The 25818-nt window shown below is 51.0% G+C and carries 23 protein-coding genes; 6 read left to right on the top strand and 17 right to left on the bottom strand.

The annotated features are described in order from the left end of the window. The first annotated feature begins 4 nt into the window (after window positions 1-4). A complete protein-coding gene (locus FHP88_RS10240; RefSeq protein WP_144358949.1) occupies window positions 5-958 on the top strand; it encodes a hypothetical protein in 954 nt (317 codons plus the stop codon). A 25-nt stretch (window positions 959-983) separates the two neighbouring features. Here the strand turns inward: FHP88_RS10240 and FHP88_RS10245 are convergent, their stop codons facing one another. The 6 genes from FHP88_RS10245 to FHP88_RS10270 form a co-directional block, all read right to left on the bottom strand. Then, window positions 984-1523 carry a hypothetical protein gene (locus FHP88_RS10245; protein WP_186297683.1) on the bottom strand — a complete coding sequence of 180 codons (540 nt, stop codon included), beginning with the start codon at window positions 1521-1523 and terminating at the stop codon, window positions 984-986. A gap of 176 nt (window positions 1524-1699) precedes the next feature. After that, window positions 1700-2518, bottom strand: coding sequence for a lipase family alpha/beta hydrolase (locus FHP88_RS10250; RefSeq protein ID WP_144358951.1), 819 nt, complete (start codon window positions 2516-2518; stop codon window positions 1700-1702). Window positions 2519-2591: 73 nt separating this feature from the next. Beyond that, the gene (locus tag FHP88_RS10255) at window positions 2592-3572 is read right to left on the bottom strand and encodes a dimethyl sulfoxide reductase anchor subunit family protein (protein ID WP_144358952.1); all 981 of its coding nucleotides are present in this window, start codon (window positions 3570-3572) and stop codon (window positions 2592-2594) included. 147 nt (window positions 3573-3719) lie between these two features. After that, a complete protein-coding gene (locus FHP88_RS10260) occupies window positions 3720-4445 on the bottom strand; it encodes a 4Fe-4S dicluster domain-containing protein (RefSeq protein ID WP_144358953.1) in 726 nt (241 codons plus the stop codon). Continuing rightward, window positions 4442-7354 (bottom strand): sulfite dehydrogenase subunit SoeA, encoded by a 2913-nt coding sequence (gene soeA / locus FHP88_RS10265; RefSeq protein WP_144358954.1) that lies wholly within the window; start codon window positions 7352-7354, stop codon window positions 4442-4444. The genes FHP88_RS10260 and soeA overlap by 4 nt, the downstream gene beginning before the upstream one ends. A 205-nt stretch (window positions 7355-7559) precedes the next feature. Then, entirely contained in the window at window positions 7560-9455 is a 1896-nt protein-coding gene (locus FHP88_RS10270) for an ATP-binding cassette domain-containing protein (RefSeq protein ID WP_144358955.1), read from the bottom strand. A 281-nt stretch (window positions 9456-9736) separates the two neighbouring features. Here FHP88_RS10270 and FHP88_RS10275 point away from each other — a divergent pair, with 281 nt between their 5' ends. The 4 genes from FHP88_RS10275 (at window position 9737) to FHP88_RS10290 (ending at window position 13875) form a co-directional block, all read left to right on the top strand. Beyond that, complete coding sequence (locus FHP88_RS10275) at window positions 9737-11086, top strand: TrpB-like pyridoxal phosphate-dependent enzyme (protein WP_144358956.1); 1350 nt, start codon at window positions 9737-9739, stop codon at window positions 11084-11086. Between the two features lie 132 nt (window positions 11087-11218). Then, a complete protein-coding gene (locus tag FHP88_RS10280) occupies window positions 11219-11923 on the top strand; it encodes a Crp/Fnr family transcriptional regulator (RefSeq protein ID WP_144358957.1) in 705 nt (234 codons plus the stop codon). A 117-nt stretch (window positions 11924-12040) separates the two neighbouring features. Continuing rightward, complete coding sequence (locus tag FHP88_RS10285) at window positions 12041-12454, top strand: DUF6858 family protein (RefSeq protein ID WP_144358958.1); 414 nt, start codon at window positions 12041-12043, stop codon at window positions 12452-12454. A 62-nt stretch (window positions 12455-12516) separates the two neighbouring features. Further along, window positions 12517-13875, top strand: coding sequence for a patatin-like phospholipase family protein (locus FHP88_RS10290; RefSeq protein WP_144358959.1), 1359 nt, complete (start codon window positions 12517-12519; stop codon window positions 13873-13875). A 44-nt stretch (window positions 13876-13919) separates the two neighbouring features. Here the strand turns inward: FHP88_RS10290 and ispG are convergent, their stop codons facing one another. The 10 genes from ispG to FHP88_RS10340 all read right to left on the bottom strand — a co-directional run bounded on the left by ispG (window position 13920) and on the right by FHP88_RS10340 (window position 24436). Continuing rightward, window positions 13920-15149 carry a flavodoxin-dependent (E)-4-hydroxy-3-methylbut-2-enyl-diphosphate synthase gene (gene ispG / locus FHP88_RS10295; RefSeq protein WP_144358960.1) on the bottom strand — a complete coding sequence of 410 codons (1230 nt, stop codon included), beginning with the start codon at window positions 15147-15149 and terminating at the stop codon, window positions 13920-13922. Window positions 15150-15158: 9 nt separating this feature from the next. Next, window positions 15159-15428, bottom strand: a complete 270-nt coding sequence (locus FHP88_RS10300; protein ID WP_144358961.1) for a PilZ domain-containing protein — start codon at window positions 15426-15428, stop codon at window positions 15159-15161. A 17-nt stretch (window positions 15429-15445) separates the two neighbouring features. Beyond that, window positions 15446-16669: an argininosuccinate synthase gene (locus tag FHP88_RS10305; RefSeq protein ID WP_144358962.1), complete on the bottom strand. Its 1224-nt coding sequence runs from the start codon at window positions 16667-16669 to the stop codon at window positions 15446-15448. Window positions 16670-16792: 123 nt separating this feature from the next. Further along, window positions 16793-18436 carry an ATP-binding protein gene (locus tag FHP88_RS10310; protein ID WP_144358963.1) on the bottom strand — a complete coding sequence of 548 codons (1644 nt, stop codon included), beginning with the start codon at window positions 18434-18436 and terminating at the stop codon, window positions 16793-16795. A 139-nt stretch (window positions 18437-18575) separates the two neighbouring features. Beyond that, complete coding sequence (locus tag FHP88_RS10315) at window positions 18576-19355, bottom strand: alpha/beta fold hydrolase (RefSeq protein WP_144358964.1); 780 nt, start codon at window positions 19353-19355, stop codon at window positions 18576-18578. A gap of 85 nt (window positions 19356-19440) precedes the next feature. Then, complete coding sequence (gene lpdA, locus FHP88_RS10320; protein ID WP_144358965.1) at window positions 19441-20895, bottom strand: dihydrolipoyl dehydrogenase; 1455 nt, start codon at window positions 20893-20895, stop codon at window positions 19441-19443. A 617-nt stretch (window positions 20896-21512) separates the two neighbouring features. Beyond that, a complete protein-coding gene (locus FHP88_RS10325; RefSeq protein ID WP_144358966.1) occupies window positions 21513-22088 on the bottom strand; it encodes a sulfur globule family protein in 576 nt (191 codons plus the stop codon). A gap of 156 nt (window positions 22089-22244) precedes the next feature. Next, window positions 22245-22574 (bottom strand): sulfur globule family protein, encoded by a 330-nt coding sequence (locus FHP88_RS10330; protein WP_144358967.1) that lies wholly within the window; start codon window positions 22572-22574, stop codon window positions 22245-22247. Between the two features lie 215 nt (window positions 22575-22789). Next, window positions 22790-23512 carry a VacJ family lipoprotein gene (locus tag FHP88_RS10335; protein ID WP_144358968.1) on the bottom strand — a complete coding sequence of 241 codons (723 nt, stop codon included), beginning with the start codon at window positions 23510-23512 and terminating at the stop codon, window positions 22790-22792. A 120-nt stretch (window positions 23513-23632) separates the two neighbouring features. After that, window positions 23633-24436, bottom strand: a complete 804-nt coding sequence (locus FHP88_RS10340) for a TraB/GumN family protein (RefSeq protein ID WP_186297684.1) — start codon at window positions 24434-24436, stop codon at window positions 23633-23635. A 231-nt stretch (window positions 24437-24667) separates the two neighbouring features. Between FHP88_RS10340 and rnt the strand changes: the two genes are divergently transcribed. Next, window positions 24668-25324: a ribonuclease T gene (rnt, locus tag FHP88_RS10345; protein WP_144358970.1), complete on the top strand. Its 657-nt coding sequence runs from the start codon at window positions 24668-24670 to the stop codon at window positions 25322-25324. A gap of 60 nt (window positions 25325-25384) precedes the next feature. Here rnt and grxD read toward each other — a convergent pair whose 3' ends face one another. Further along, window positions 25385-25708: a Grx4 family monothiol glutaredoxin gene (gene grxD / locus FHP88_RS10350; protein ID WP_144358971.1), complete on the bottom strand. Its 324-nt coding sequence runs from the start codon at window positions 25706-25708 to the stop codon at window positions 25385-25387. Window positions 25709-25818 lie beyond the last annotated feature (110 nt).

The raw sequence follows: 25818 nt of genomic DNA on the forward strand, positions 1-25818 counted from the left end.
TACTATGTTTTTAACGGGCAAATACACCCACCTTATGTGCTCATCTGCAGTGATCGCTCTCCTTGCATGCGTACAACCAAGCCATGCTGGATCAGAGATCACTAGTTTCAATAAGCCAAAGGGAGTATTTCAGACACTGACTACTGATCTCTCAAAAGCAAACCAGTTAGAGCTTTATGATTTCGCCACCCTTGCGCTTAAAGAGGTCATCGCTGTCTATGAGAGCAGTTACCAAGAGAGTCACAGTGAACAACCACAAAAGAAGGAAGCACAGCTGAAACTGGCGCGTTGGAGACGAGGATTACGTAGCTTTATCGACCAGCTGATCACTCTACAAAATACGATGAGTTACCAGAATAAATTCGACCTCATCACCACTCCATCAGGCCCGGCCGTGTTGTACATCAATGATAACCCAGTCGTGTTGAGTGGGCCTGAAATAGCCAAAGCCAATCTTATGGAACAAAATATTGTCGAAGGTTTTTGTCTCCTGCACGACTGTAGTGTCTATCGCGAAACGCCTGTTGAAGAGCCTATAGCCGCTGAGAAATTTTCTACCGGCACCTGGCATCTAATGCATAGACAGGGTGCACGTTATGAAACGCCTGATGGATTCATATTTATTTTCCGTACGCTGGACCAGCGTGAAGCGAAACAGCAATTTTGTGAGACGCTTGTTCAAGACCTAAGATTATTTCTCACCCATATTAAGCGTGCGAAGCAAGCGGGTTATATTATCGACTGGCAAAGCATAACCATCTCGACACTGCATGATGATAAAACAGAGCACATTGTCATAAATGGTGAGGGGGATTACCTGAGCATGGATTTCAAATCACTGAACAAGCTTACACAGCTGGATAACCGGTTTATTAAGTGGGCCGAAAGACGAATGGCAGGCGAAAACCCTGTGGTTACTATTACTGATGCCGATAGACTTTGGTTACAATCCCAATAATAGACACCGCTAACACTTCCTGCATTTAGTTACTGCCGAGCAAATCCTTTCGTAACGACTTGGCCATTCTGGCGAGGCGAGACTCAACGCGCATTCTATCCATAACGTCTGGCCACGCCAAATGAGCAAGATGAAATGTGCTTTCATGGTGTTCTAAATCGACTAACCTGAAGATCACCAGTGATTCATGTTCCAATGCATGAGAATTAATGAGTGACAGTGAGAATCCGGCGAACCAGACTGCCATTTGTGCAATAACGGAGAGACGTCTATCACCTTGAAAGGGAGGAAGCACAGCGAAATCAGATATCAGCGCACTCAACTTCTCGGCTACAGTGAGTATATTTTCTCCTTCTGCACGACGTACACGCTGGATGATTTCCTGCAGATTCGATTGCTGCACATTCGAGAAAAGCAACAACCGGGTATGGTCATCATAGATATAGATTGATACGCCATCCGCAGTTATCTGATCAACCCGGTCAGGGACCCAGCCTTTACTCACCAGATTATGCGTAAAATCCCGCCGAGCTTTATACTTAGAAAAATCAGCGACATTGCCCATAGCCCTACTCTCAGGTGACCGCCTCATTAACTAAAAAGATAGTTTATAGATCGCCTGGTAACAAGGTAGCAGTATCAGAAATGAAGATTAACTGAGATGAGGTCAACATCAAACAGATCGTCGTATATCGGCATACAAACCACATTACCACCGAGCTTGTATGCCGACTAATTAAACTAATTGTGACTCAATATACGCGCTATTTCCACGCCATCCTGCATGTTCAGGATATGACTACTGTTTACAACAGTGACGTGAGATTTACCTTGAATAGCCTGAATGCTGTTCATATCCTGACTAAAGACAGGAACCAATTCATCACCCATACCAACTGGCCCTGTACGAATAATTGAGTGGTAAGCAATATCCGGATGCTTCTGACTGTTCAGCCAAAACAACAGGGTACCGGGTCGTGCAGGAACGAGATCAATCAAGGCGCCCCGTGACTCACGTAATACACGCGTTTTTCCACCGCTAAAAAAGTTCTGCACCAAACAGAAAGGATACGGCACATCTGTCGTCTCTAATGCCTGTATCGCACGACCGGTGCCCACATGAGGAGAAGCGACGGTTATCAGACGCTTCGCATGCGTCACTCCGCCTCTTACTAAGGCGATACGCGCGACAATACCGCCTGCTGAGTGAGCAACGAGCGTCACCGGTTCATCTGGATGTAACTTTGAGATCTGTTGCAACATCGCTTGTAGCAGATCGGCCTGAATCATCATGGGTGCCAACGAAGGCAACTCAACTTGATACAACGTATTGTTACCGTCATCGCCTACAACGGGAATGAGTTCGACACCATAAGGATCTGCACGCAGAATACCTGCACGCTTCCAGCCTTTCTCTACCAGTACCGCATTGACACCACTGGTCTCCCAAGAGGAAGCACTGCCGAGGTAGCCGTGAATCAACACCGCCACATCAGCCTTGGCCAAAGGGGCCAATCCTACGAACATTAGAGCCGCAATGGCTGCTTTCAAAATATTCATATCCTTCTCCTACTGATACTCCGATCTGGTGCTATACCATCACATCCAGATTTTAAAATTATCATCGCATGGCTTACGCCATCGACTGGTAATAAATATTTTGCGGATGCTTGGCCTCTGCAAAGAAGTACCAACGCTCAGCAATAAGTCCAAGGTACTGCAACGCAAACGCCGCAATAGGCAGTGACGACGACTCCAGGATATACGCCGTGGCCAGAAGTGCGATTGGCAGCGGGAAAACCGCCAGCATGAAAAACACCTTAATGAGTCGCAGTGCAGCTGGAGTCCGACCATGGAAGAATTCTCTGGTATTAAATGCCCCACCCATAAAACCCTGACTCAGCTGTTTCAGTGTCGGATGACGTACACCAATAGCGGTACGCAAACCATACTTGTCACGCAAGTTCCGATTGCGCACCAACGATGCAGCACGGGAGATTGCGCCGAGCAAAGTAAAGATGACAGCCCAAGTACCAAACAATGAAACCAGACCCAGACTTACATAGGCCGAAAAAGCAGCAGCAAACATGAACCCTGATGCAAGTCCAAGTAACGTATAGTTAAGCACGGTCAGCGGCGTGTGCCACTCCTGCAAAAACTTGAGGCTGGCATAGATCATCGCCGTACAGACAAACAGCGCAAATGCAGCAATACTCGCCATAAAGCCAATGATTAAACTTAGATCAACCGCAAGGGTGTCGGCCACTGTAAATAACGGCTGGGTCCAACCATAGAAATGAATAACACCATAGAGAAACACCAGAAACATAAACAGCGGTAACACAATCACTTCTCGGGAAAGCCATGAAGTACGCCACATGGTAACTGCACGCCAAGCGCGTTCTGGTCGTCCGAGATGAAACACCGATGAGATTAATCCCAACACTAGAAACAAAAGCGCAACCAGACTGCCAATGGCATAAAAACCAAGACTCTCCTGCACAGGAATAAGGTTGGCGAGCGCATACACCTGTCCGGTATAGAGGGCCAGGAACAGTCCTTGACCAATGCCAATAAGAGTAGTTAAAAATATCACTGAAAATGCCGGATGCATCGTTTAATCCTATTACTAAACAGCTCTTCTAACAGCTCGCAAATTGTAGGTTGGGTGAGCCTGCGAACCCCAACATGGCGTTGAGCAGACCCGGATTCGTTGGGGTTCGTTCCACTCACCCCAACCTACACGTGACGCCATGGGCGCTTACCAAGCCACATCGTCCAGGGTATCGCCCTGTTCGATTGGCATTTCGACCTCTTCCTTACGCAGCGGGTTATCCGCCCGGATCAACTCATCCTCATGGATCTGCATCTGACTTCTACGCCGTGGCAGATAGTGATTGGCAGGCTGCGTACCCCACTCGGGTTGCAGTTGATAGCCTCCCTGCTCGCGAATCGCCACCGATGCGGCTGAATCAGGATCGTGAATATCGCCAAAGATACGTGCAGAAGTCGGACAAGCCAGTACACAGGCCGGTTTGCGTTCAGATTCAGGCAGGCTTTCATCAGTGACGCGATCAACACACAACGTACACTTTTTCATCACCTTGTTTTTCGCATCGATCTCGCGGGCACCGTAAGGACAGGCCCATGCACAATACTTGCAGCCGATGCACTTATCATAATCCACTAAAACAATGCCATTATCTTCACGCTTGTAGCTGGCGCCTGTAGGACAGACCGGCACACAAGGCGGGTCTTCACAATGCAGACAAGACTTGGGGAAATGAACGGTTTCCGTATTAGGGAAACAACCCACTTCAAAGGTCTGCACGCGGTTAAAAAAGACCCCGCTCGGGTCAGCATCATAGGGTCGCTCGTCAGGCAGCGGACCGGCCCAGCCCGAGCTGTTCCACTCCTTACAACTGGTGACACAGGCGTGACAACCGACGCAGACATTCAGATCAATAACCAAGGCCAATTGGGTCATAGCTTGCTCCCTTTTGACTTGCCTATCTTGCCCGCAAAGAATGAGCGCCAGCGTCCACGATAGGTCTTCTGTCCCGGCAACGATTTCTGCGCAATGAACTGCGGTGACGTCTGAGCCGGCTCTGCCGGACCTGCCTTGTAAATCTTTACCCGCACATCAAACCAGGCCGCCTGACCGGTAACCGGATCAGAATTGGAGAGATGATCGCCCGATTCACAAGGGGGCAGTTCTTCCGGAATCAGATGATTCAACAAAAATCCCTTTTGTGACTCGTTGGCCTTGGGTGACAGCCCCCAAGCACCTGCGGCTTTTCCTATTGCATTCCAGGTCCAGACGGTACCCGGCTCCACGGCCTCGGAATAGCGGCACATGCAGCGTACTTTACCCGTGGGTGACTCCACCCAGATCCAGTCACCGTCATCAATTCCTTTGGCATGGGCCACGATCGGATTGACGAACAGGTAGTTGTGGGTATGGATCTGCCGCAGCCAGACATTTTGTGAATCCCAGGAGTGATACATCGCCATGGGCCGCTGGGTCAGCGCATTCAGTGGATACTCATGGGTATCCACCAAACGAGACAGCAACGGTTCACTGTAGAAGGGCAGCGGATCAAAGTGCATCTCGATGCGTTTGCGCAGCCGCTCGGGCGGTTTACGACCTTTACCCTTGCCCTGTGCAGCCAACCTGAACTTCTGCAACACCTCGGAATAGAGATGAATTGTGATCGGCTCGGCATAGCGGATCATGCCGTGATTTCTCGCCCAGTGCAGATAACCCTTATTCCAGTTACGCATATACTGGTAGGACTTGGGCAGCTTGTAATGGTAGTAACAGTCGTTCTTCTGATACATCTCCCACTGCCGTGGATTAGGTTCACCCTTGAGGAACTTCTCCCCACCCTTGCCGCGCCAGCCGGCCAGAAAGCCAATACCAGAACCGGGGGAGGTCTCATAATTGGTGATGAAGTCTGGATAGTCCCGATACTTTCGATCACCTGTAGAAGTGACGAATGCTGGTAGTTTTAGGCGGCTACCCAACTCCACCAGTACCTCTTGGAATGGTTTGCACTGCCCCGTCGGCGGCACTACAGGAATGCGCACCGAATCTACCGGCCCGTCAAACTCTGAGATCGGACGATCCAGCATCGACAGTGCGTCATAGCGTTCCAGATAGGTGGTATCGGGCAGCACCAGGTCAGCGAAGGCCACAGTCTCTGACTGGAAGGCATCACAGACAATTAGGAAAGGAATTTTGTATTCGCCCGCCTCATCCTTGTCCGTCAACATATGGCGTACCTGTTCCGTGTTCATGGAGGAGTTCCAAGCCATGTTCGCCATGAACAGTAACATCGTGTCGATCGGATAGGGATCGCCACGCCAGGCGTTGGTGATGGCGTTATGCATCAGACCATGCACTGAGAGCGGATACTCCCAGGAAAACGCCTTGTCCAGGCGTACCGCTTCGCCATCCTCATCAACAAACAGATCGTCCGGTTTGGAAGGCCAGCCCAGCGGCATACCATCCAGCGGTGTATTAGGCTTCACCCCATCCGGGCTATTCGGCGGTTTGGGACAAGGGGGAATGGGACGCGGGAAGGGCGCTTTGTGACGGAAGCCCCCCGGGCGATCAATGGTACCGAGCAGGGTCATCAGAATGCTCAGGGCCCGAATCGACTGGAAACCGTTGGAGTGGGCGGCAATCCCCCGCATCGCATGAAACGCTACCGGATTACCGGTAATCGATTCGTGCTCATTCTCCCAGCTATCGGTCCACTGGATTGGCAGCTCAATCTTCTGGTCACGGGCGGTTACACCCATCTCATGAGCCAGGCGACGGATGGTATCAGCGGGAATGCCGGTAATCCCTTCAGCCCACTCTGGCGTGTACTCTTCCAAACGATCTTTCAACAACTGGAAGGCAGGCTTCACGTGGGTGCCATCTTCCAGACGAAACTCACCCAGCAGGCGTGGCTCGGTGCCGGGCGTATGAGTAGAGATCTCTTTATCCAGGTCCCGATCCCACCACAGTTTGTTCTCGGGATCGAAACAGCCCTCTTCCACATGCATTTCAAAGCGTTTGAACAGACCGTGATCATCCCGCCGGGGATCATCCACTACCAGTTCAGCCGCATTGGAATACTGGGTCAAAAACTCCCGATCAAACAAACCCTGCTTGATCAGCTCATGATTGATCGCCAGGATCAGTGCACCGTCAGTCCCTGGCTTGATAGGCACCCACTCGTCCGCAATCGCAGAGTATCCTGAACGGATTGGATTGATGGAGATAAAACGGCCACCCCGGCGTTTGAACTTGGAGATATGGATCTTTAACGGATTGGAGTCATGATCCTCGGCCGTACCAATCATAACGAACAATTTGGCTCGTTCCAGATCGGGGCCACCAAACTCCCAGAAGGAGCCGCCGATGGTGTAGATCATTCCGGCCGCCATATTGACTGAGCAGAACCCACCGTGGGCCGCATAGTTCGGCGTACCAAACTGTTTGGCAAACATACCGGTAAGGGCCTGCATCTGGTCCCGACCGGTAAACAGGGCAAATTTCTTGGGGTCCTCTGCCCGAATGCGGGCCAACCGCTCGGTGATAATATCGAACGCCTGCTCCCAGGAGATCTCCTCAAAACCGGAAGTGCCCCGCTCTGCGTCCTGCTTACGTAATAGAGGTTTGGTGATCCGCGCAGGAGAGTACTGCTTCATGATGCCGGACGAGCCCTTGGCACATATAACACCCTGATTATGAGGGTGTTTTGGATTACCTTCGATATGACGAATTTCGCCATCGCGCAGCGTTACCCGGATACCACAGCGGCAGGCGCACATGTAGCAGGTGGTGGTTTTGACCTCCACTCGCCCCAAATCATTATCAGATTGGGTGGTTGGATCTTGCATGAATGGCATCCCGGGTCGCTGAGTAAAAGATTGCTATTTAATCTTATTCTAATATACCGATTTTTACTACTCTTGCAAAATTGGGGTTTTCACCCACTGTCAACCTAGAAAATGCTATCGCTCCATGATTGAGGTTACTCAGTGGGGTACTCTAAAAAATGCGCGTGACATTCTGGCACTTTTTAAATACCGATAAACGCCCCCCTCAAGACTCCAATGCCTCCCACCTCCCGTAGGCCTCATTCAGTGCCGCTTCTGTTTCCTGCAACTGTTGCTGCACTTTGGCCTTATCCTCCTTGGGCCGCTTATAAAAGGCCGGATCGGCTACACGCATCTGCAGCTTCTCCAACTCTCCTTCAAGCTGCTCTATCAGCTTCGGCAATGTATCCAACTCGCGCTGATCTTTATAGCTCAGCTTTTTCGGTTTACTGCTTGCTACGACGGGTGTCCGCTTTTCTGGCTCAGTTCTTACGACTGAAGGTTTGGATGGTGTTTCAGCGGGCGAAATTTTGCGCTGACTAAGCCAATCGTCATAACCACCCACATACTCATTAACTCGACCTTCACCTTCGAATACCAGCGTGCTGGTGACGACATTATTCAGGAATACCCGATCATGGCTCACCAGCAGCAGCGTGCCTTTGTAGTCCAGCAACAACTCTTCCAACAGCTCAAGAGTCTCAACATCCAGATCATTGGTGGGCTCATCCATCACCAGTACATTGGCGCTTTTGCTGAACAGTCTGGCCAATAACAACCGGTTGCGTTCACCACCAGAGAGCGCCTTCACCGGTTGCCGCACCCGATCCGGGGTAAACAGGAAATCCTGCAGATAGCTGATCACATGCTTGCTGCTGCCGTTGATTTCTACTTTGTCGCTGCCGTCAGCGACATTGTCCTGTACCGACTTTTCGTCATCAAGCTGGGCACGCAGCTGATCAAAATAGGCCACCTCCAACTTGGTGCCATGCTTGACCGTACCCGTATCTGGCTGCAGTTTCCCAAGCAGTAGATTGAGCAAGGTCGTCTTGCCAGCACCATTAGGGCCGATAACGCCAATACGGTCGCCCCGCATGATCGTGGTGGAGAAATCACGCACGATCGGATTACCATCCCAGGCATAGCTGATACCTTCTACCTCAACCACCAGCTTGCCGGAACGTTCAGCCTGCTGCAGCGCCATGCTGACATTGCCAGCGCGCTCACGCCGTTGGCCACGCTCAGCCCGCAGCGCCTGCAGAGCCCTCACCCGCCCTTCGTTGCGGGTTCTCCGGGCCTTGATCCCCTGGCGAATCCACACCTCCTCCTGGGCCAGCTTTTTATCAAAACGGGCATTGGCCTTCTCTTCGGCATTGAGCATCTCGGCCTTGCGGCGCATGAAATTCTCGTAGTCCCCTGGCCAATCCGTGAGTTGACCCCGGTCCAGCTCAATAATGCGGGTCGCCAGCTTACGCAGGAACATTCGATCATGGGTTACAAATAACAACGTGCCTTCATAGTTGAGCAGAAACTCTTCCAGCCAGTCGATGGAGGCAATGTCCAAATGGTTAGTCGGCTCATCCAGCAACAGGAGATCCGGTGCTTGTACCAGCGCACGCGCCAGCAATACCCTGCGCTTCAACCCACCGGAGAGCGCGGAAAAGATGAGATCAGGATCTAAAGAGAGTTTTGAGATGACGGTTTCAACTCGCTGTTCAGACTGCCAACCATCGACTGCTTCCAACTCATGCTGCACCCGTGAGAGCTGATCCAGCAGCTTTTCACTGCTCTCAGTGGCCAGCTGGTGGCTGATCTGGTGAAAGCGACGTACCAAGTCACCCAGTTCCCCCAAGCCAGTAGCTACCACATCGAACACCGTTCCTTCGATGCCCTCGGGAACCTCCTGGGTCAGACGTGTAATGACAGCTCCCTGCTGAACCGAAAACTCGCCATCATCGGCCTGGATTTCACCTGCAAGCAGTTTCATCAGGGTCGATTTTCCGGCACCATTGCGTCCAAGCAGACAGATGCGTTCACCGCGCTCTATGGCCAGATCCAGACCATCAAGCAACGAGGGGCCACCAAAGCCTAGCTGTATTTTGCGCAGATTGATCAGCGCCATTTTTCACCCACTACTCATATAAAACAACAAGGGTGCCGATTGTAACCCAGGAGGAACGTTTTCATAACGCCGATCTTTGATGATTAGCATTCAGGAGTGTGATCACCGGCATTTTCCTGCATTTGATTGCAGCAGAAACCATCCAGCGTACCGAATCGGGCCAATCCAGGGCTAAACAGGTAGCATTAGACATACCTGATATGTGAAGATTGGGTGAGTGGCTAAACAGGCCAGCCTATCAATATAGATCAATCTAATAAAAACACGGGAGAAGCCTTGAGATGAAGACCAAGATTCTACTTAAAGAATCCGAGATGCCGACTCACTGGTACAACGTAATTGCCGATATGCCGAATCCGCCCACCCCGCCGTTGGGACCCGATGGCAATCCGGTAGGCCCTGACGCCTTGGCGGCCATTTTCCCTGAAGCATTGATCCAACAGGAGATGAGCGGTGAACGCTGGATCAAGATTCCAGATGAAGTACGTGAAGTGTTACGTCTCTGGCGTCCCTCTCCCCTCTACCGGGCTCATCGCCTGGAAAAGATGCTGAATACCCCAGCAAAGATATTCTATAAAAATGAATCCGTCAGCCCGGCCGGTTCACACAAGCCAAATACCGCTGTAGCCCAAGCCTATTACAACAAACAGGCTGGTATTAAGAAACTGACAACCGAGACCGGGGCAGGACAATGGGGCTGTTCAATTGCCTTAGCAGGTCAGATGTTTGGTCTGGAAGTTGAGGTCTTCATGGTCAACATCAGCTATGGCCAGAAGCCCTACCGCCGTACCATGATGAAAACCTGGGGGGCCCAGGTACATGCCAGCCCTACAAACCTGACCGAATCGGGCCGCTCTGTACTGGCCAAGGACCCGAACAGTGAAGGCTCATTGGGCATCGCCATCTCTGAAGCAGTTGAGATTGCAGCAAGCAGGCCTGACACAAACTACGCCCTGGGTTCCGTGCTCAATCACGTACTGCTGCACCAGACAATCATCGGTGAAGAGGCGAAAAAGCAGCTTGCCATGGTAGGTGAATATCCAGACATGATTTTCGCGCCTTGTGGTGGTGGATCAAACTTTGGTGGTATCGCTTTCCCGTTTTTTGCAGACAAGGCGGCCGGTAAGCAAATTGAATTGATCGCCGTTGAACCCACCTCCTGCCCGACACTGACCAAAGGCACCTATGCCTATGACTTTGGCGATGCCATCGGTCTCACTCCTCTCATGAAGATGTACACCCTGGGTCATGATTTCATGCCCCCAGGCATCCATGCAGGCGGTCTCCGCTATCACGGTGACTCAGCCTTAATCAGTCAGCTCTACAATGAAGGATTACTAGGGGCTGTAGCCGTACCACAGATAGAAACCTTCGAGGCTGGCGTGCTCTTTGCCAAGAGTGAAGGCATTGTTCCCGCGCCTGAATCAACCCACGCCATTGCTGCCACAATCCGTGAGGCAAAGCGCTGCGCTGAGACGGGTGAAGCCAAGACCCTGCTGTTCAATCTGTCAGGCCATGGTCACTTTGACATGACATCTTACGACCGCTACTTTGCGGGCGAGCTGGAAGACTATGATTACCCTGAGGAGGCGATCAAAGAATCTCTGGCCCATCTGCCGAAGGTTGGTTAACTGAATTACCCGGGGAGGTTGGAGTCAAATGATTTGAATCAGGCTGAAATACGAAAATATACCCTGGTTTAAATTGACTCCGACCCCGGTGTAACAGACCCGGGATATTTTTCCGTACTTAGAGAATAATCGATGAAAAACCTCTCCGACAAAGAAGCCTGGGAAGGCGTTGCCGACTGCATCAGCTGCACGCTGCGAAATTCAGTGCTGTTTGCGGGACTGGAAGAGGGCGACTTCGACAAGATTCACCAACCCATCGACCTCTACACACTGCCTGCTGGATCAACGCTTTATCGGACTGGGGACAAGGCTGATCGTCTGTATACGATACGTAGCGGTGTATTGAAGCTTATCCAATACCTGCCAGATGGCACACAACGAATAGTGCGTCTGATCCGTTCTACTGATGTAACGGGGCTGGAAGCCCTGCTAGGCCAACCCTATCAACATGATGCCGTGGTGTTACAACCAACCCAGGCCTGTAGCCTGCCTGTGAGCGTGGTACAAGCACTCTCTCAAACCAATCCAAAATTGCATCATGAGTTACTGAAACGCTGGCAAAGAGCCCTCGAAGAAGCCGATGCATGGCTAACAGAGCTCTCTACTGGCTCAGCCAAGCAGCGTGTTGCACGCCTTCTGTTACGTTTGGTGCGCGACCAGGCAACGAGTGAATGCGAGCTGTTTCCACGCGAAGACATGGGGGCCATGCTCGGCATCACTACGGAGACCACCAGTCGTACAATCGCAGAATTCAAGCGCCAGAGCCTATTGGTGGAGACTGAACCCAATAAGTACCTCCTGGATATCCGTAACCTGGAGTTTATTGCTGATAATTGAGGAATATCATCTCTTGGATTGAGATTTTTCAATGCAGGGCTGCAAATGAGATCGTAAGGTTGGAAAAGATCGATTTAACAGTACCAGGGATATTGGAAGTCCCCCCAGGAGTCTCACATGCAGCAGTCCCTTACGCGGGAAGAGTATTCTGTATTCTCGCTAGAGATTGAAAAATCAGAAACCAACTGCAAAAATGCAGACGAAATCATTGATCACTTCAAGGCCTGTATAGAAGCTGATCCATCGGCTGAATTTATTGCAACCTTCGATCACTACTCCCATACCCGTAAGTTGCCGAACGGGGTGATAAACGAAGAGATCCAAGATGCCCGCAATGTTCTGTTCTGCTTTGGACTTGCACTGCCGGCACCTGAGGTGATGGCGGTTCGCCCTCGCTCCATAGGGATTGTTGAATTGCCCGAGCATTTTTTCATTACCTTTATGGAAGCCCCCATGCCCGTGGCTAACACAGTTATGGAGAGTTGGGCTAAATCGCTCTGCCGGAAACCTGCGAGGATGGCGTCCCTGTAGTAGCAGTGTCAGTGTTATGCGGTAAACTAACCGTTTACCATTCACAAGATACTGTGAGACCCATGCATCAAAACCTGCAACTCGCCTGGTTACTGTTCGCCATCCTACTTTTAGGCGGATGCGCAAGTACGGCCCGCTTCCCAGACAACCCCCCCCTGGTAGAAGCCAAACCAACAATGCACCCTCAAGTCCCTGAATCTACCCTCGTGATACTGACCATATCGGGCGGTGGAAGCCGGGCATCGGCGTTTGCCTATGGGGTACTGGAGGCACTCTGGCAGACCCCCGTATACGATGATGCCAACTCACCTTCGCTCTTAGATAAAGTCAATCTTATATCGGCGGTCTCCGGGGGTAGCATCATCGCCGCCTATTATGGATTACACGGGGATAGACTGTTCCGCGACTTTCGATCTGACTTTATAGATCAGGATGTTCGCAGTGAGTTGCGCCAGCGGATGTTATCACTTGAAAACCTCTCCAGGCTCTCTTCCACAACCTTTGGCTCCGGCGATATTCTGGATGAGTTCTTCCGTGAGAAGCTCTTTGGTGAACACACGCTCAGCGAGCTATTCGATGAACAAGGTCCGATGGTGATCATCAACGCCACGGATCTCTTCAAAGGGAGCCGCTTTGGATTTACGCCCGAGTTTTTTTCTCTGATCTGCTCCGACACACAACAATTTCCTGTTGCACGGGCTGTCGCAGCATCCAGCGCCGTTCCGCTCATCTTCACACCAGTGACTATGACCAACCGCGCGGGGAATTGTAACTACCCCGTGCCCCAATGGGTTCACAGTGGCTTAGCCGAAAAGAATACCAACCCACGCCGCCATCGACTGGCGCAGATTTGGAGCCGCTACCTGAATCAGACCGAGCACCCCTATATTCACCTATTGGATGGTGGACTTTCCGATAACCTGGGGCTTCGGGCGATTATGGATCAGGTGATTATTCACGATGGCCTGATCAATACACTGAAAAACCACTCGCTGAATGGCGTTCGTCGTATCGTGTTGATTGAAGTTGATGCGGCCGCCCGTCTACCCACCGAATGGGAAAAGATGCCAAGCCATCCTCCCCAGTCAGTCATCCTCGATGCTGCCAGCACCACACCTCTGAGCAACTATAATTTTGAGACCAAGGCCTATCTGCACAGCCATATGACCCCTTGGCTGGAACAGAAAAGGGGGCCAGAGGAGTGTCCGGATCAAACAGATTGTCGACTGGAACTCTACTTTATTAATGTAGATCTGGAGGATGCCACTGAACAGCTTAATGGTCAGGCATTGTCGAGTATTCCCACTGATTTCAATCTGCCAGAACAGGGCGCCGACCAGCTCATCCGAGCCGGACAGCGACTGCTGCGTGAGCATCCGGAGTTCAAGCGTCTGTTAGGAGAAATGTACCCGGGAAATTGAGGCTGTTTCTATGAATACCAGAAGTGTTGACCCGGTAAAAACGCTTATCCCTTGGCCCCATAATGGCGTTCAACATACTGCGCTACTAATGCCTGAAACTCCTGCGCAATATGATCACCTTTCAGGGTGACGGTCTTCTCTCCATCCTCATAGACTGGCGCTACCGGGACCTCCCCACTCCCCGGAAGACTGATCCCGATATTGGCATGTTTGCTCTCACCAGGACCGTTAACAACACAACCCATGACTGCTACATTCATCGCTTCCACACCCGGATACTTGCCACTCCAGAGTGGCATTTGGTCGCGAAGATACTGCTGGATCTCTTGGGCCAGTTGCTGAAAAAAGACACTACTGGTACGACCACAGCCTGGGCAGGCTATCACCATCGGGGTAAATGAGCGCAGCCCCATCGACTGCAGAATCTCTTGCGCCACCTGCACCTCTTGGGTTCGAGCGCCACCCGGCTCTGGAGTCAGAGAAATGCGAATGGTGTCCCCAATCCCCTCCTGCAGCAACACAGCCAAGGCAGCCGTAGACGAGACAATACCCTTTGAACCCATACCGGCTTCTGTCAGCCCCAGATGCAGGGCATAGTCACAACGACTTGAAAGCGCTCGGTACACACCGATCAAATCCTGCACGCCGCTCATCTTGCAAGAGAGAATGATCCGATCTCGCCCCAGCCCAAGTGCTTCCGCCCGACGGGCATTATCCAGGGCAGAAACAACCATGATCTCCCGGGTAATTTGGTCGTTATCCAAGGGCTGGGACGACTGCGCATTCTCATCCATCATGCGCACCACCAGCTCCTGGTCCATACTACCCCAGTTAACACCGATACGAACGGCCTTGTCATAACGGCAGGCCAACTCAATCATCGATGCAAATTTCTCGTCCCTATTGGCACCGCGCCCCACATTTCCAGGGTTGATCCGGTATTTGTCGAGTGCCTCGGCACATTCAGGATATTTTTGCAGCAGCTTATGGCCGTTGAAATGAAAATCACCCACAAGCGGAACATTAACACCCCGCTTATCCAGCCCCTCACGAATAGTTGCGACTGCTCGCGCCGCCTCTTCCGTGTTCACGGTGATTCGAACCAGTTCAGAACCCGCCTTATGCAGTTGGGCAACCTGGTTAATGGTGGCAGCGGCATCGGCCGTGTCAGTATTGGTCATTGACTGCACCACAACTGGCGCAGATCCACCCACCATGACACCGCCAACACGAACAGTCACGGTAGAGGCACGCATCATTTGGGAGCTAGACATGGACGCTTATTACTCAACAAACTTGATCGCAACACCTGTACCCGACTCAACACGCACAACTACTGCCCGCTGCGGAATGGGATCTTCGATATCCATGGCCTCCACTTCTACCACATCATCGACGGCAGGTAGAGGCTCATCCATAACAATCAGATAGAGTCCGCCATGAGAGAGGTCACGGGTATAAACATCCCTAACCCTCCCTTCAGCGTCCGTCAACCTGACATTGGAGCGGAGTGCAAAGCGGGGATGCTCACGATTATCTGCGGAGGGTGCCATCAATCAAATCGCTCCTGTTAGCTCTTTTTCAGTCTTGAGGCCACACGCAGTCGTAATGCGTTGAGCTTGATAAAACCACTCGCATCCTTTTGATCATAGGCACCGGCATCATCCTCAAAGGTAGCAATGCTGGCATCGAACAGACTGTTGGTATCCGACTTACGACCCGCCACAATGACATTGCCCTTATACAGCTTCATACGGACCACACCATTCACGACCTGCTGGGTATGGTCGATCAATGCCTGCAGTGCTTCTCGTTCAGGACTCCACCAGTAGCCGTTGTACACAATACTGGCATATTTTGGCATCAGCTCATCTTTAAGGTGGGCTGCTTCACGATCCAGCGTCAGTGACTCAATCGCACGATGCGCTTTCAGCATAATGGTGCCGGCCGGGGTTTCATAACAACCGCGCGATTTCATACCGACATAGCGATTTTCAACGATATCATCACGGCCGATACCATTCTCACCACCAACCTTATTGAGATGCACCATCACCTCAGCAGCACTCATTGGCTTGCCATCAATGGCGACAATGTCGCCTTTGGCATAGGTCAGTTCGACATAAGTGGGCTCATTCGGTGCCTGCTCCGGTGATACTGTCCAGCGCCACATATCTTCTTCCGGCTCTGCCCAGGGATCTTCAAGGATATCTCCTTCGTAGGAGATATGCAGCAGATTGGCATCCATAGAATAAGGCGACTTCTTGCCCTGCTTGACATAGTCGATCTGGATGCCGTGATCTTCCGCATATTTCATCAGCTTCTCACGGGAGAGCAGATCCCACTCACGCCAGGGAGCAATCACATGAACATCCGGCTTAAGGGCGTAAGCACCCAGTTCAAAGCGAACCTGGTCATTACCCTTGCCCGTCGCACCATGCGAAATGGCATCGGCACCCGTCTCATTGGCAATCTCAATCAGGCGTTTAGCGATCAGGGGACGAGCGATAGAGGTACCCAGAAGGTATTCGCCTTCATAGATGGCATTGGCTCGAAACATGGGGAAGACAAAATCGCGAGCGAACTCTTCAGTGAGATCGTCGATGTAGATCTCTTTGACACCGGCGGCCTCTGCTTTCGCGCGGGCCGGTTCCAACTCTTCGCCCTGACCGATATCAGCCGTGAAGGTAACGACCTCACAATCGTACTCTTCCTTAAGCCACTTGAGGATGATGGAAGTATCCAGACCACCTGAATATGCAAGTACGACCTTCTTAACGCCAGACGCTGACATGGGTAAACTCCGTAGAATGCTGCCGACAATACGGCAATCGAGCCAAGATAAGCGGCATATTATAGCGCAGTTGGCTGGCTTTTTTACCACCTGTTCAGATGGGTTTTCACGCTATTACCTTATTCAGCGACCTTGGCGTCGCCAGCGCCTGACAATGGCCTCTACATCAATGGTATCCGGACCATCCCGCCACATATTAAAGAAGTCGATATCATTACTGTTGGGTTCCGGGCTTGGACGGTGGAACTGGAAGCGTGTCGGCAGAGGCACCGCCTCGCCCAACGCCATAGCCTCACCTCGGCCAAGTGCGGCCAGGATATTGACCAGATTGGATTCAGCGTCTGGCACCAAATCACGAATGTACTGCTGATCATCGGGGTTGGTTACCCGCAGGCAGATAAAGCTGCTGCACTGAGCAAGCACGGTTTCGGAAAGCTCATGGGGCCTCTGACTCACGACCGCCAGCCCGACACCGTACTTACGACCTTCCTTGGCGATCCGCTCCATTGAGCGCCGGGTCCCCTCAAACTGGGTGCCCGCCTCCCTTGGGATATAGTTGTGCGCCTCTTCGCAGACCAACAGAATCGGAAACTCACGGGACTGTGGGTTCCAGTAATTGAATTCAAAAGCGAGGCGTCCTATCTGCGCTGAGACGGTGGGGCGTACATCAAACGGCACCGAGCTAAAATCGATCACGGTTATCTGCCGTTTTGGCTCAACCAGACCGACAAACTCCCTTAACAGATCAGCCAGGGTATCCGAAGATTTACGGCGCTTAGGCTTGAACAGAAAATCATAGCGGACGTCATTAAAGCGGCTCTGCAGTTTGATTAAAAATTCATCAAACTGACCATACAGCGCACCTTTAACCTTACCAAAATCCGTAACCTGTTCATTGGCGCGCTTAAACTGCTGGAACAACTCCGACAGTGAAAAATAGACAGGAGAATCGATGGAGATATGGGCATCCTCCATACCAGTGTTGGCCTTTCGCCGTAACACCAGGAGGAGTTCTCGTAGAAATGCCATCTGAGTGGATGATTTACTATCCTCCCGGTCAATCAGCAGGTCGACCAGCTCGCCGTAGGTCAGCAACCAGTAGGGAATCTCCAGATTACGGGCATCAATATACCGGTAAGTCCCCTCGGTAAATGCGGAGTGCTCTTGCTCGCCCTCGCGCCAGACATACTCCCCATGCAGATCCAGGAGGATCACATGAGCTTTAGGCATCACTTTGACCGTACGCTGAAGAATGCTCGCTACCGCCCAGGATTTACCCGCACCGGATTGTCCCAAGATCGCCATGTGTCGACCGAAAAGCGCCGTCGGATTTAAACAGACGCCTAAAGAGGTGAGCGAGGGTAAGAATCCCAACTCAAAACCTGTAGATTGGAACTTTTTAAACAGTATGGCGATCTCATCCGGCCGAACGACATGCACTTCTGCCCCAGGCGTCGGGTAATGAATAACACCGCGGTGGAAACTGCGATTTTCATCCAGCTCGCCCAGTGGCACCAGCGTCATCATCCCACGGACGCCACCCGCATTGACCGCATACTCTTGGCCGGCGCCGATGACCATGGTGACCACCTCGACACCACGCTGCTTGACCATGATGTAGGTGCCCAGCTGTCCAACTGCAACCTCATTCCCCCCTGATGAAACCATTGGGAAATCATCACCATCCATCAACGTGAGCTCGGCGATCATGATATTTTCACGTACTTCGGTAACTCTACCGATCAGGGTTTCCGCATTTGCCGTCATTGTTCTTACCCATTCCTGGTTAGTAACGTTTGTTATTTTTTCTCTGGATATGCCTGTTCCTGAAGAATACTCCACATTAACACGGTTTGTTGTGAAATATTATCCAGGATAGAACAGGGAATAACGGCAAGGCTGGAAATCAGAATTTCGTAAGAAACTCATCCAGCAGTTTGGCGAAGGCCTTGGGCTGCTCGGCATAGACCCAATGGCCCGCCTCAGATACAACTTGCATTTGGGACTGGGGAAATAGACGCCGAATCACAGGACGAGACGCCGGCTGCACATAATCTGATTTTCCGCCGTAGATAAAGAGGGTCGGGCCGCTATACGAGGGGGTATTCTCAAGTGGGAAACCGACTATTTCAGACATGCCTTTGGTAAGACTCGCAAGATTCATGCGCCAGCCCCATTCACCGTCGACATTCTGTAGGTTTTGCAACAGAAACTGCCTCAGACCCACTTCATCGATAGAGCGCGCTAGAATAGCGTCCGCCTCAGCACGACTTCCCACACTGCTCTCATCTACGGCATGCAGCGCCTGGTAGATCAAATCGAATCGATTCGGATAGGCAACGGGCGCAATATCCACCACCACCAGCGCCGTGACCCGCTCTGGTTTATCGAGGGCCAACCACATAGCCGCCTTACCACCCATGCTATGGCCAATCAGCAGGGCTGAATCCAAACCCTGTTCATCGATGAGCTTATCTATATCACGGGCGAGTGCTGGATAACTCACATCATCATCGTGAGGTGAGCGCCCATGATTGCGCAGATCAGGCACCAATACATGGAAGCGTTCAGACAGACCCTTGGCAATAGTCATCCAGTTTGAAGAGGAACCCAGCAGGCCATGCAGCAGTATCAGCGTAGGGTGGCGATTGGAGTAACTGCCAAATTCCCGGTAATTCAGTCTCATTGTTTTTACCCGACTAGAAATAGAAACGGCGCAGCGTTGCGGGAAACTATGCCCCCGCAAACCTGCGCCGTTTAATCATACAGCCTTAGCGTTTTTTCGGCGGCATCAGATCGGTAATGGAACCTTCCGCCATCTCCGCAGCGAAACAGATGGTTTCATTGAGGGTCGGGTGCGGATGAATCGTCAGGCCAATATCCTCTGCATCGGCACCCATTTCCAGCGCCAGCACGGTTTCACCAATCAGCTCACCGGCATTCACTCCAACAATGCCAGCACCCAGTATCCGCTTAGTCTCTGGATCGAACAGCAGTTTGGTCAATCCCTCTTCACGTCCGATACCCAGGGCACGCCCGGAGGCCGCCCAAGGGAATGCGGCCTTTTCGTAGGCGATGCCTTTTTCCTTGGCCTCGGTTTCAGTCAATCCCATCCAAGCTACTTCTGGATTGGTATAGGCAACAGATGGAATGGTCAGTGGATCAAACAGGGCATGATGACCCGCAATAACTTCCGCAGCGACCTTTGCTTCATGGGTCGCTTTGTGAGCCAACATGGGGTTACCCACCACATCACCAATAGCGAAGATATTGGGTACATTGGTACGCATATGCTGATCGACCTGAATAAAGCCGCGCTCATCCACATTGACACCCGCCAGATCAGCACCCACCAGTTTTCCGTTTGGCACGCGCCCAACAGCGACCAAAACCTTGTCATAGACGACGGATTTATCGGGAGCATTCTTACCCTCAAATGTCACCTTAAGCCCACCTTTCTGTGCCTTGATCTCGGTCACCTTGGTATCAAGCATGATGGCATTAAACTGATCCTTGAGACGCTTCTGCAGGGGGCGAACCAAATCGGTATCACAGCCGGGAATCAGGCTGGACTGCAATTCAACCACGTCAATCTGACTGCCAAGCGTGGCGTAAACCGTACCCATTTCCAGTCCGATGATACCGCCACCAACGACCAACATCTTTTTCGGAATATCTTCCAGAGCAAGGGCGCCCGTGGAATTAATCAGACGCGGATCGTCATTGGGAAAACCGGGAATGGCTACAGGGCGTGAGCCACAGGCAATGATGGCATTTTCAAAACTGACCGTGACCTTTCCCTCAGGAGTATCGACTGTGATCTTATTCGGGCCTTCAAATTGACCCCAGCCATTCACAACCTCGACCTTGCGTTGTTTTGCAAGCGCAGCGAGACCTTGAGTCAACTTGCTGACCACCTTGTCTTTGCCAGCGCGCATCTTATCCAGGTCAATTTTTGGTTTACCAAAACTGATGCCCATGTGCTCGATTTCAGCCGCCTCATTAATGATAGCTGCTGAGTGAAGCAGGGCTTTTGAAGGAATACAGCCGACGTTCAGACAGACGCCTCCCAGATTGGAATGCTTTTCTATCAGCACAACCTTTTTACCCAGATCAGCGGCACGGAAGGCGGCTGTGTAGCCGCCAGGCCCTGCACCAAGGACAACCACTTCAGTCTGGATATCTAGAGCGCCTTTTGCGCTATTGGAGCCGGATTCGTTTTTCATCTCTTCTGCTTCACCCTATGCAATTTCCACAATTCAGGATAGCCCATTCTTCCCCTGCCCTTGCAAAGCACTCATTCGAAGAACAGTCCTACAAATGGGTGATCAGGTTATCCGCGCCGTAACTTCGAGCCTGTTTTTCTAAAAAACACGCTAAAAAAAGAAAACCACAAAAAATCTTCTGTAAAATATTTGGATATTCGTACTAATTAAATATTTTTACCTGCAAAAACAAGCAAAGGGTAGCCTATTCATCGATAAATTGAAATTATAAATTACCCCAAAACCCTTATTTACCTTGATTTAAGCAAAAATAGTCTGGAAAACAGCGGGTATCAGAAAAATAATCTGGCCACTTTTCGAGAGTGGCCGGGGCATCCGCGAAGTTGATCAATGCTTCAATGCTTGAGGAGTAGGCGTTAATCGAGCCGCAAAGCCTTTAAATGATGTGTCCCATACCTTAATTGAAGAAGGATCAAGCAAGGGGAGGCAGAACACATAGCTGGGCAGAGGAGAAATAATATGCCACTGAAGGGAGCATAAAAAACGCCTCAGGAGGAATCCGTGAGGCGTTTCTGGTACATCAGTCATCGGGGATCACCCCAACGACCTAAGCAATATCAGATATCGCGGCGCAACTGACGACGGGCTTCCATCTCTTTACGCAGCGTTTCCTGTTGCTCTTTTGCAGAAGCGCGCTGGGCTTCAACACGCTTAAGCATCTCGTCACGACGAGCCTGCATCTGTTTCTGCATTTCATCACGCTGCGCCTGAATATCAGCAGGCAATTCGAACGGACGAGCTACTGTGTTCATCAACGGCTGAGGCTGAGCGGATGCAAATTGCTCGGCAAACTTACGCTGTGCCTCTACGGCATCCTGCATGGCCTTGACCTGCTGTTCAGCAAAGGCTTGCTGTTGTTGCTCCATCGCCTTCTGCTGCTCTTCCGTCATTGGTGCAACTGGGGCGTAGACTCCACCGTAAGGATAGCCATAGTAGGGTTGGTTATAGCCATACCCATCGCCATAGCCTGAAAAACGACTGCGAGCGCTGAAACTCATATTGAATGATCCGTCGGCTACACCATCACCAAAACCATCACCCAGACCATTCCAGGGACCACCCCACCATGCACTGGCTGTCATTGAAACTGTTGTAAGGGCCGCGGCAGCGACCAGCGTTGCAATCTTCTTCATAATACTATCCTTCTGATCTGCGACCCGATTCCTAACGACTATCTACTAATCCGCCTGGAATAACAGATTGTCCCGTCAGGAACCGATTTGAATTATTTAGGTACGTCCTTGTACCAAATCCTTCCGTGGGAGATGTCGATCTAACTGACCCTTAGATTACTTCGCAGGGGCAGGAGCGGCCTGTGGCGCTACGGGTGCTACTGGATAACCATAAGGTGCACCATAGGCGCCATATGGGGCATAACCATAAGGTGCGCCATATGGACCATAGCCATAGTAAGGGTTGTTATAACCATAACCTCTGCCGGTTCCATAAACATTGCTGCGACCACTGAAGTTCATGTTGAAGTCACCAGCGCCGTCTCCGAAGCCATCACCCAGACCATTCCAAGGACCACCACCCCAAGGACCACCCCACCATGCAGAAGCAGAAGCGGAAGAAGCAAGAAGAGCGGCAATTGCAGCAGCTTTAACAAATTTGTTCATTTCATTTCTCCGTAAATATCTATTCGACTTGATTCCGATGGGAAAGCCTGGATACAGCCTCGCTTTCTTGAGTAAAAGAATATTAGCATTTACTTAATCTGTATAATTCTAATTTTTTATAGATATATAAGCGTTTTAAATCACATCGACATTTTTCGGGGTCTTAACGAAAAACCCCTCCACGATGGGAGGGGTTTAGATAAACAATATCGAGGCTAATAGGCTGGCTCAGGCGGTGGCGCGCCATCATAGACATCATTCCGACGCTTCTGCAGATAGGCATCGCGCTGGAACTCATAGGGATCCAGTGCTGCCTCTTCCAAGACACGACTGGCACTCAACAGATCAGCACGGGTATCAATGGCACGTAACCCAATGAGGCTATTACGCCAGTGATTAGGTTTCACATAACGAACCGGGTCAGTATACCAGTCCACGACCATGCCAACGGTGTCACGGCCACTGCTTGGACCAAAGAAAGGTAAAACTATATAAGGCCCCGGATCCATACCCCAGGCACCCATGGTCTGCCCGAAGTCTTCACCATACTTCTGCATATTCATGTTGCTGGCAACATCAATGAAGCCCAGTAAACCGATAGTGGAGTTGACCAGTACACGACCAACATCGGTGGCGGCGCGCTCAAGTTTAAACTGCAACAGATTATTGATGGCAGAACCAACGTCGGCAAGATTACCAAAAAAATTGCTAATCCCTGTATCGACCGGAGCAGGAGTGATCGCCTTATAGCCTTTTGATATAGGTTTCATCAAAATATCATCCAGACCCTCATTAAATGAGTACATCGCCCTATTGAAACCCTCGACAGGATCCCGCGGATCCTGATAATCGCCCGTGCTTGCACAGCCCGACAACGCAACCGCAAGCAAGGTAAGCAGTGTTATTTTAAACTGCTTAAATAGACGTTCACCCTTCATTTATTCTTTATCCTTAGTAGATTCAGGTTTTCAACTGCACACTAAAGTGCCATACGTTCCCCCAAGCACTGGCGGAATTTATCATACTTGACTATCTGACACATCCATAAAACATAATTATCAGTATAATCTGACGATTTTATAACCGCGCTGCTCTAGCAATCTGAGCATCCCCTTTTCACCGGGCAGATGTAGTGCGCCAACCGCAACAAACAGTCCGCCTTCAGCAAAGGGCTCATGCAGTCGATCCACCATCCGCAGATTCCGCTCATCCACAATTCTCGACTGAAACAGCTTACCCAGCTCCTGATCACCCGCTTGACTGAGTTGATCATTCAACGCCATCAGTGCCTTCAGATCCCTTTTGAGATAGTTTTCCAGCAGTGCTTGAAAGATTGTCGGCAGCTTGTCGAGATTATTGAGTGTCTCACGCAAGAAAGTAATCTGATCGATTTCCGATAACGTATCAAAAAGATCAAGTTGCTCTTTAGCTGTCTCCAACCCGGCCACTTTTTTATTGAGTTGAACAGCCCTCTGGTAAAGCACCAGGTCCATGAATTGACCACTTTTAGCGACCGGCATACTCAACATCATGGCCAGCGCCCAGGGCTTATAGTACCGTACCGCTACCTCCGGCAGTCCCAGTACAGACACGGCTTCCACCGCCTGCTGGTAGAGCGATGGACCCAATATCTGGGGCAGTTCCCGACCATCATCAATGAACATAGCGGTCATAGCCGTCATTAGATTGGCCGCGCCCATATCAATTTCCACATAGAGCGTTGAGGCACCCAAAAACGCCTGTTCCACTTCATGCGGTAGACTAAGTACCCGCTCATCATCAGAGTGGATGGTGCCAAACAGATAGCTGACGGGTTTTCCTGGCGGTGTTATTTTAAACAGGAGCCCCTGAGAAAAGGGCATCGCTCCCGCCACTGCTGAACCTTGCCAACAAAGCAGTGAGATCGATATTGATACCAGAAGACTAAATAGTATCCGCCTGGTCGAGTTGAATTGCAGCATAAGCAGAAGCCCTAACTAAAATCGCTTTTTATCAAAAAAGACTAGCATACCGAAACCTCTGCACCATGAGATTTATCTAAGTTGTGAGGTTCCGATCGAAAACAGCCCCCGATTCCATTATCCTGTGCGCCTATGACTGACTACCCCTACAATCCCGCCATATCACAACGCTTCCGTGGATTTCTTCCTGTGGTTGTTGATGTGGAAACCGCTGGGTTCAATGCTGAGACAGATGCCCTTCTTGAAATTGCTGCTGTCATCCTGACGATGGATGATGACGGTTTTTTACACCCCACCCCTTGCCATGCTGCCCATGTCCAACCGTTTCCAGGTGCCAACCTGGAACCGAAGGCATTGGAGTTTAATGGTATAGACCCTGATCACCCGTTCCGAAATGCCTTACCCGAGAAAGAGGCGCTCAATGATCTGTTTACCCCTATCCGCAAGGCCGTAAAGGCGAGTGAATGCAATCGCGCAATTCTAGTCGGTCACAACGCCTTTTTTGACCTGGGCTTTTTGAATGCCGCCGTTGCCCGTACCGGCATCAAGCGAAACCCGTTCCACCCCTTCAGCACATTTGATACGGTGTCACTTTCAGGCCTCGCCTTTGGTCAAACCGTATTGGCGAAGGCTGCCATGACAGCAGGAATAGAGTGGGATAACAGTGAGGCCCACTCCGCCATCTATGATACAGAAAAAACCGCCGAGCTATTCTGCACCATTGTTAATCAGTGGCAGCGCTGTACGAATGGAAACACTTGGCTAAAAACCGAAGATAAACGAGCCTGAACAGTCCAAGAAAAAGCCGGCAACACCGTACGGTGTTGCCGGCTTTTTTCAGTAAATCAATTACGACTTGCTGGCAGCGGCCTCAGCCGTCATTTTCTGCAGCTCACCGGTCTGGTGCAGCTCCAGCGTAATATCACAACCACCCACCAGTTCACCCTTTATATAGAGTTGAGGAAAGGTTGGCCAATCGGCAAATCGAGGGAGATTCTCAAAAATCTCCGGATCGGCCAGAATGTTGACGTAAGCGAACTCAACACCGCAATCCTGCAGGGCAGCCGCAGCACGAGATGAAAACCCGCACTGAGGGAACTGGGGGGTTCCCTTCATGTAAAGCACGATAGGGTTGTTATCAACCTGTTCTTTAATTCGCTCTAAAACGTCCATCACTCACCTCTAAAATTGATACATAATCTGAGCGCTATATTGGGTTATTCTAGCCATTTTTCAAGTCTACATCACATTTAAACGGCATAGACCACCCCCTTTCATAGCTT

It is taken from the genome of Sedimenticola selenatireducens, assembly GCF_007625115.1.
GTDB lineage: Bacteria > Pseudomonadota > Gammaproteobacteria > Chromatiales > Chromatiaceae > Sedimenticola > Sedimenticola selenatireducens_A.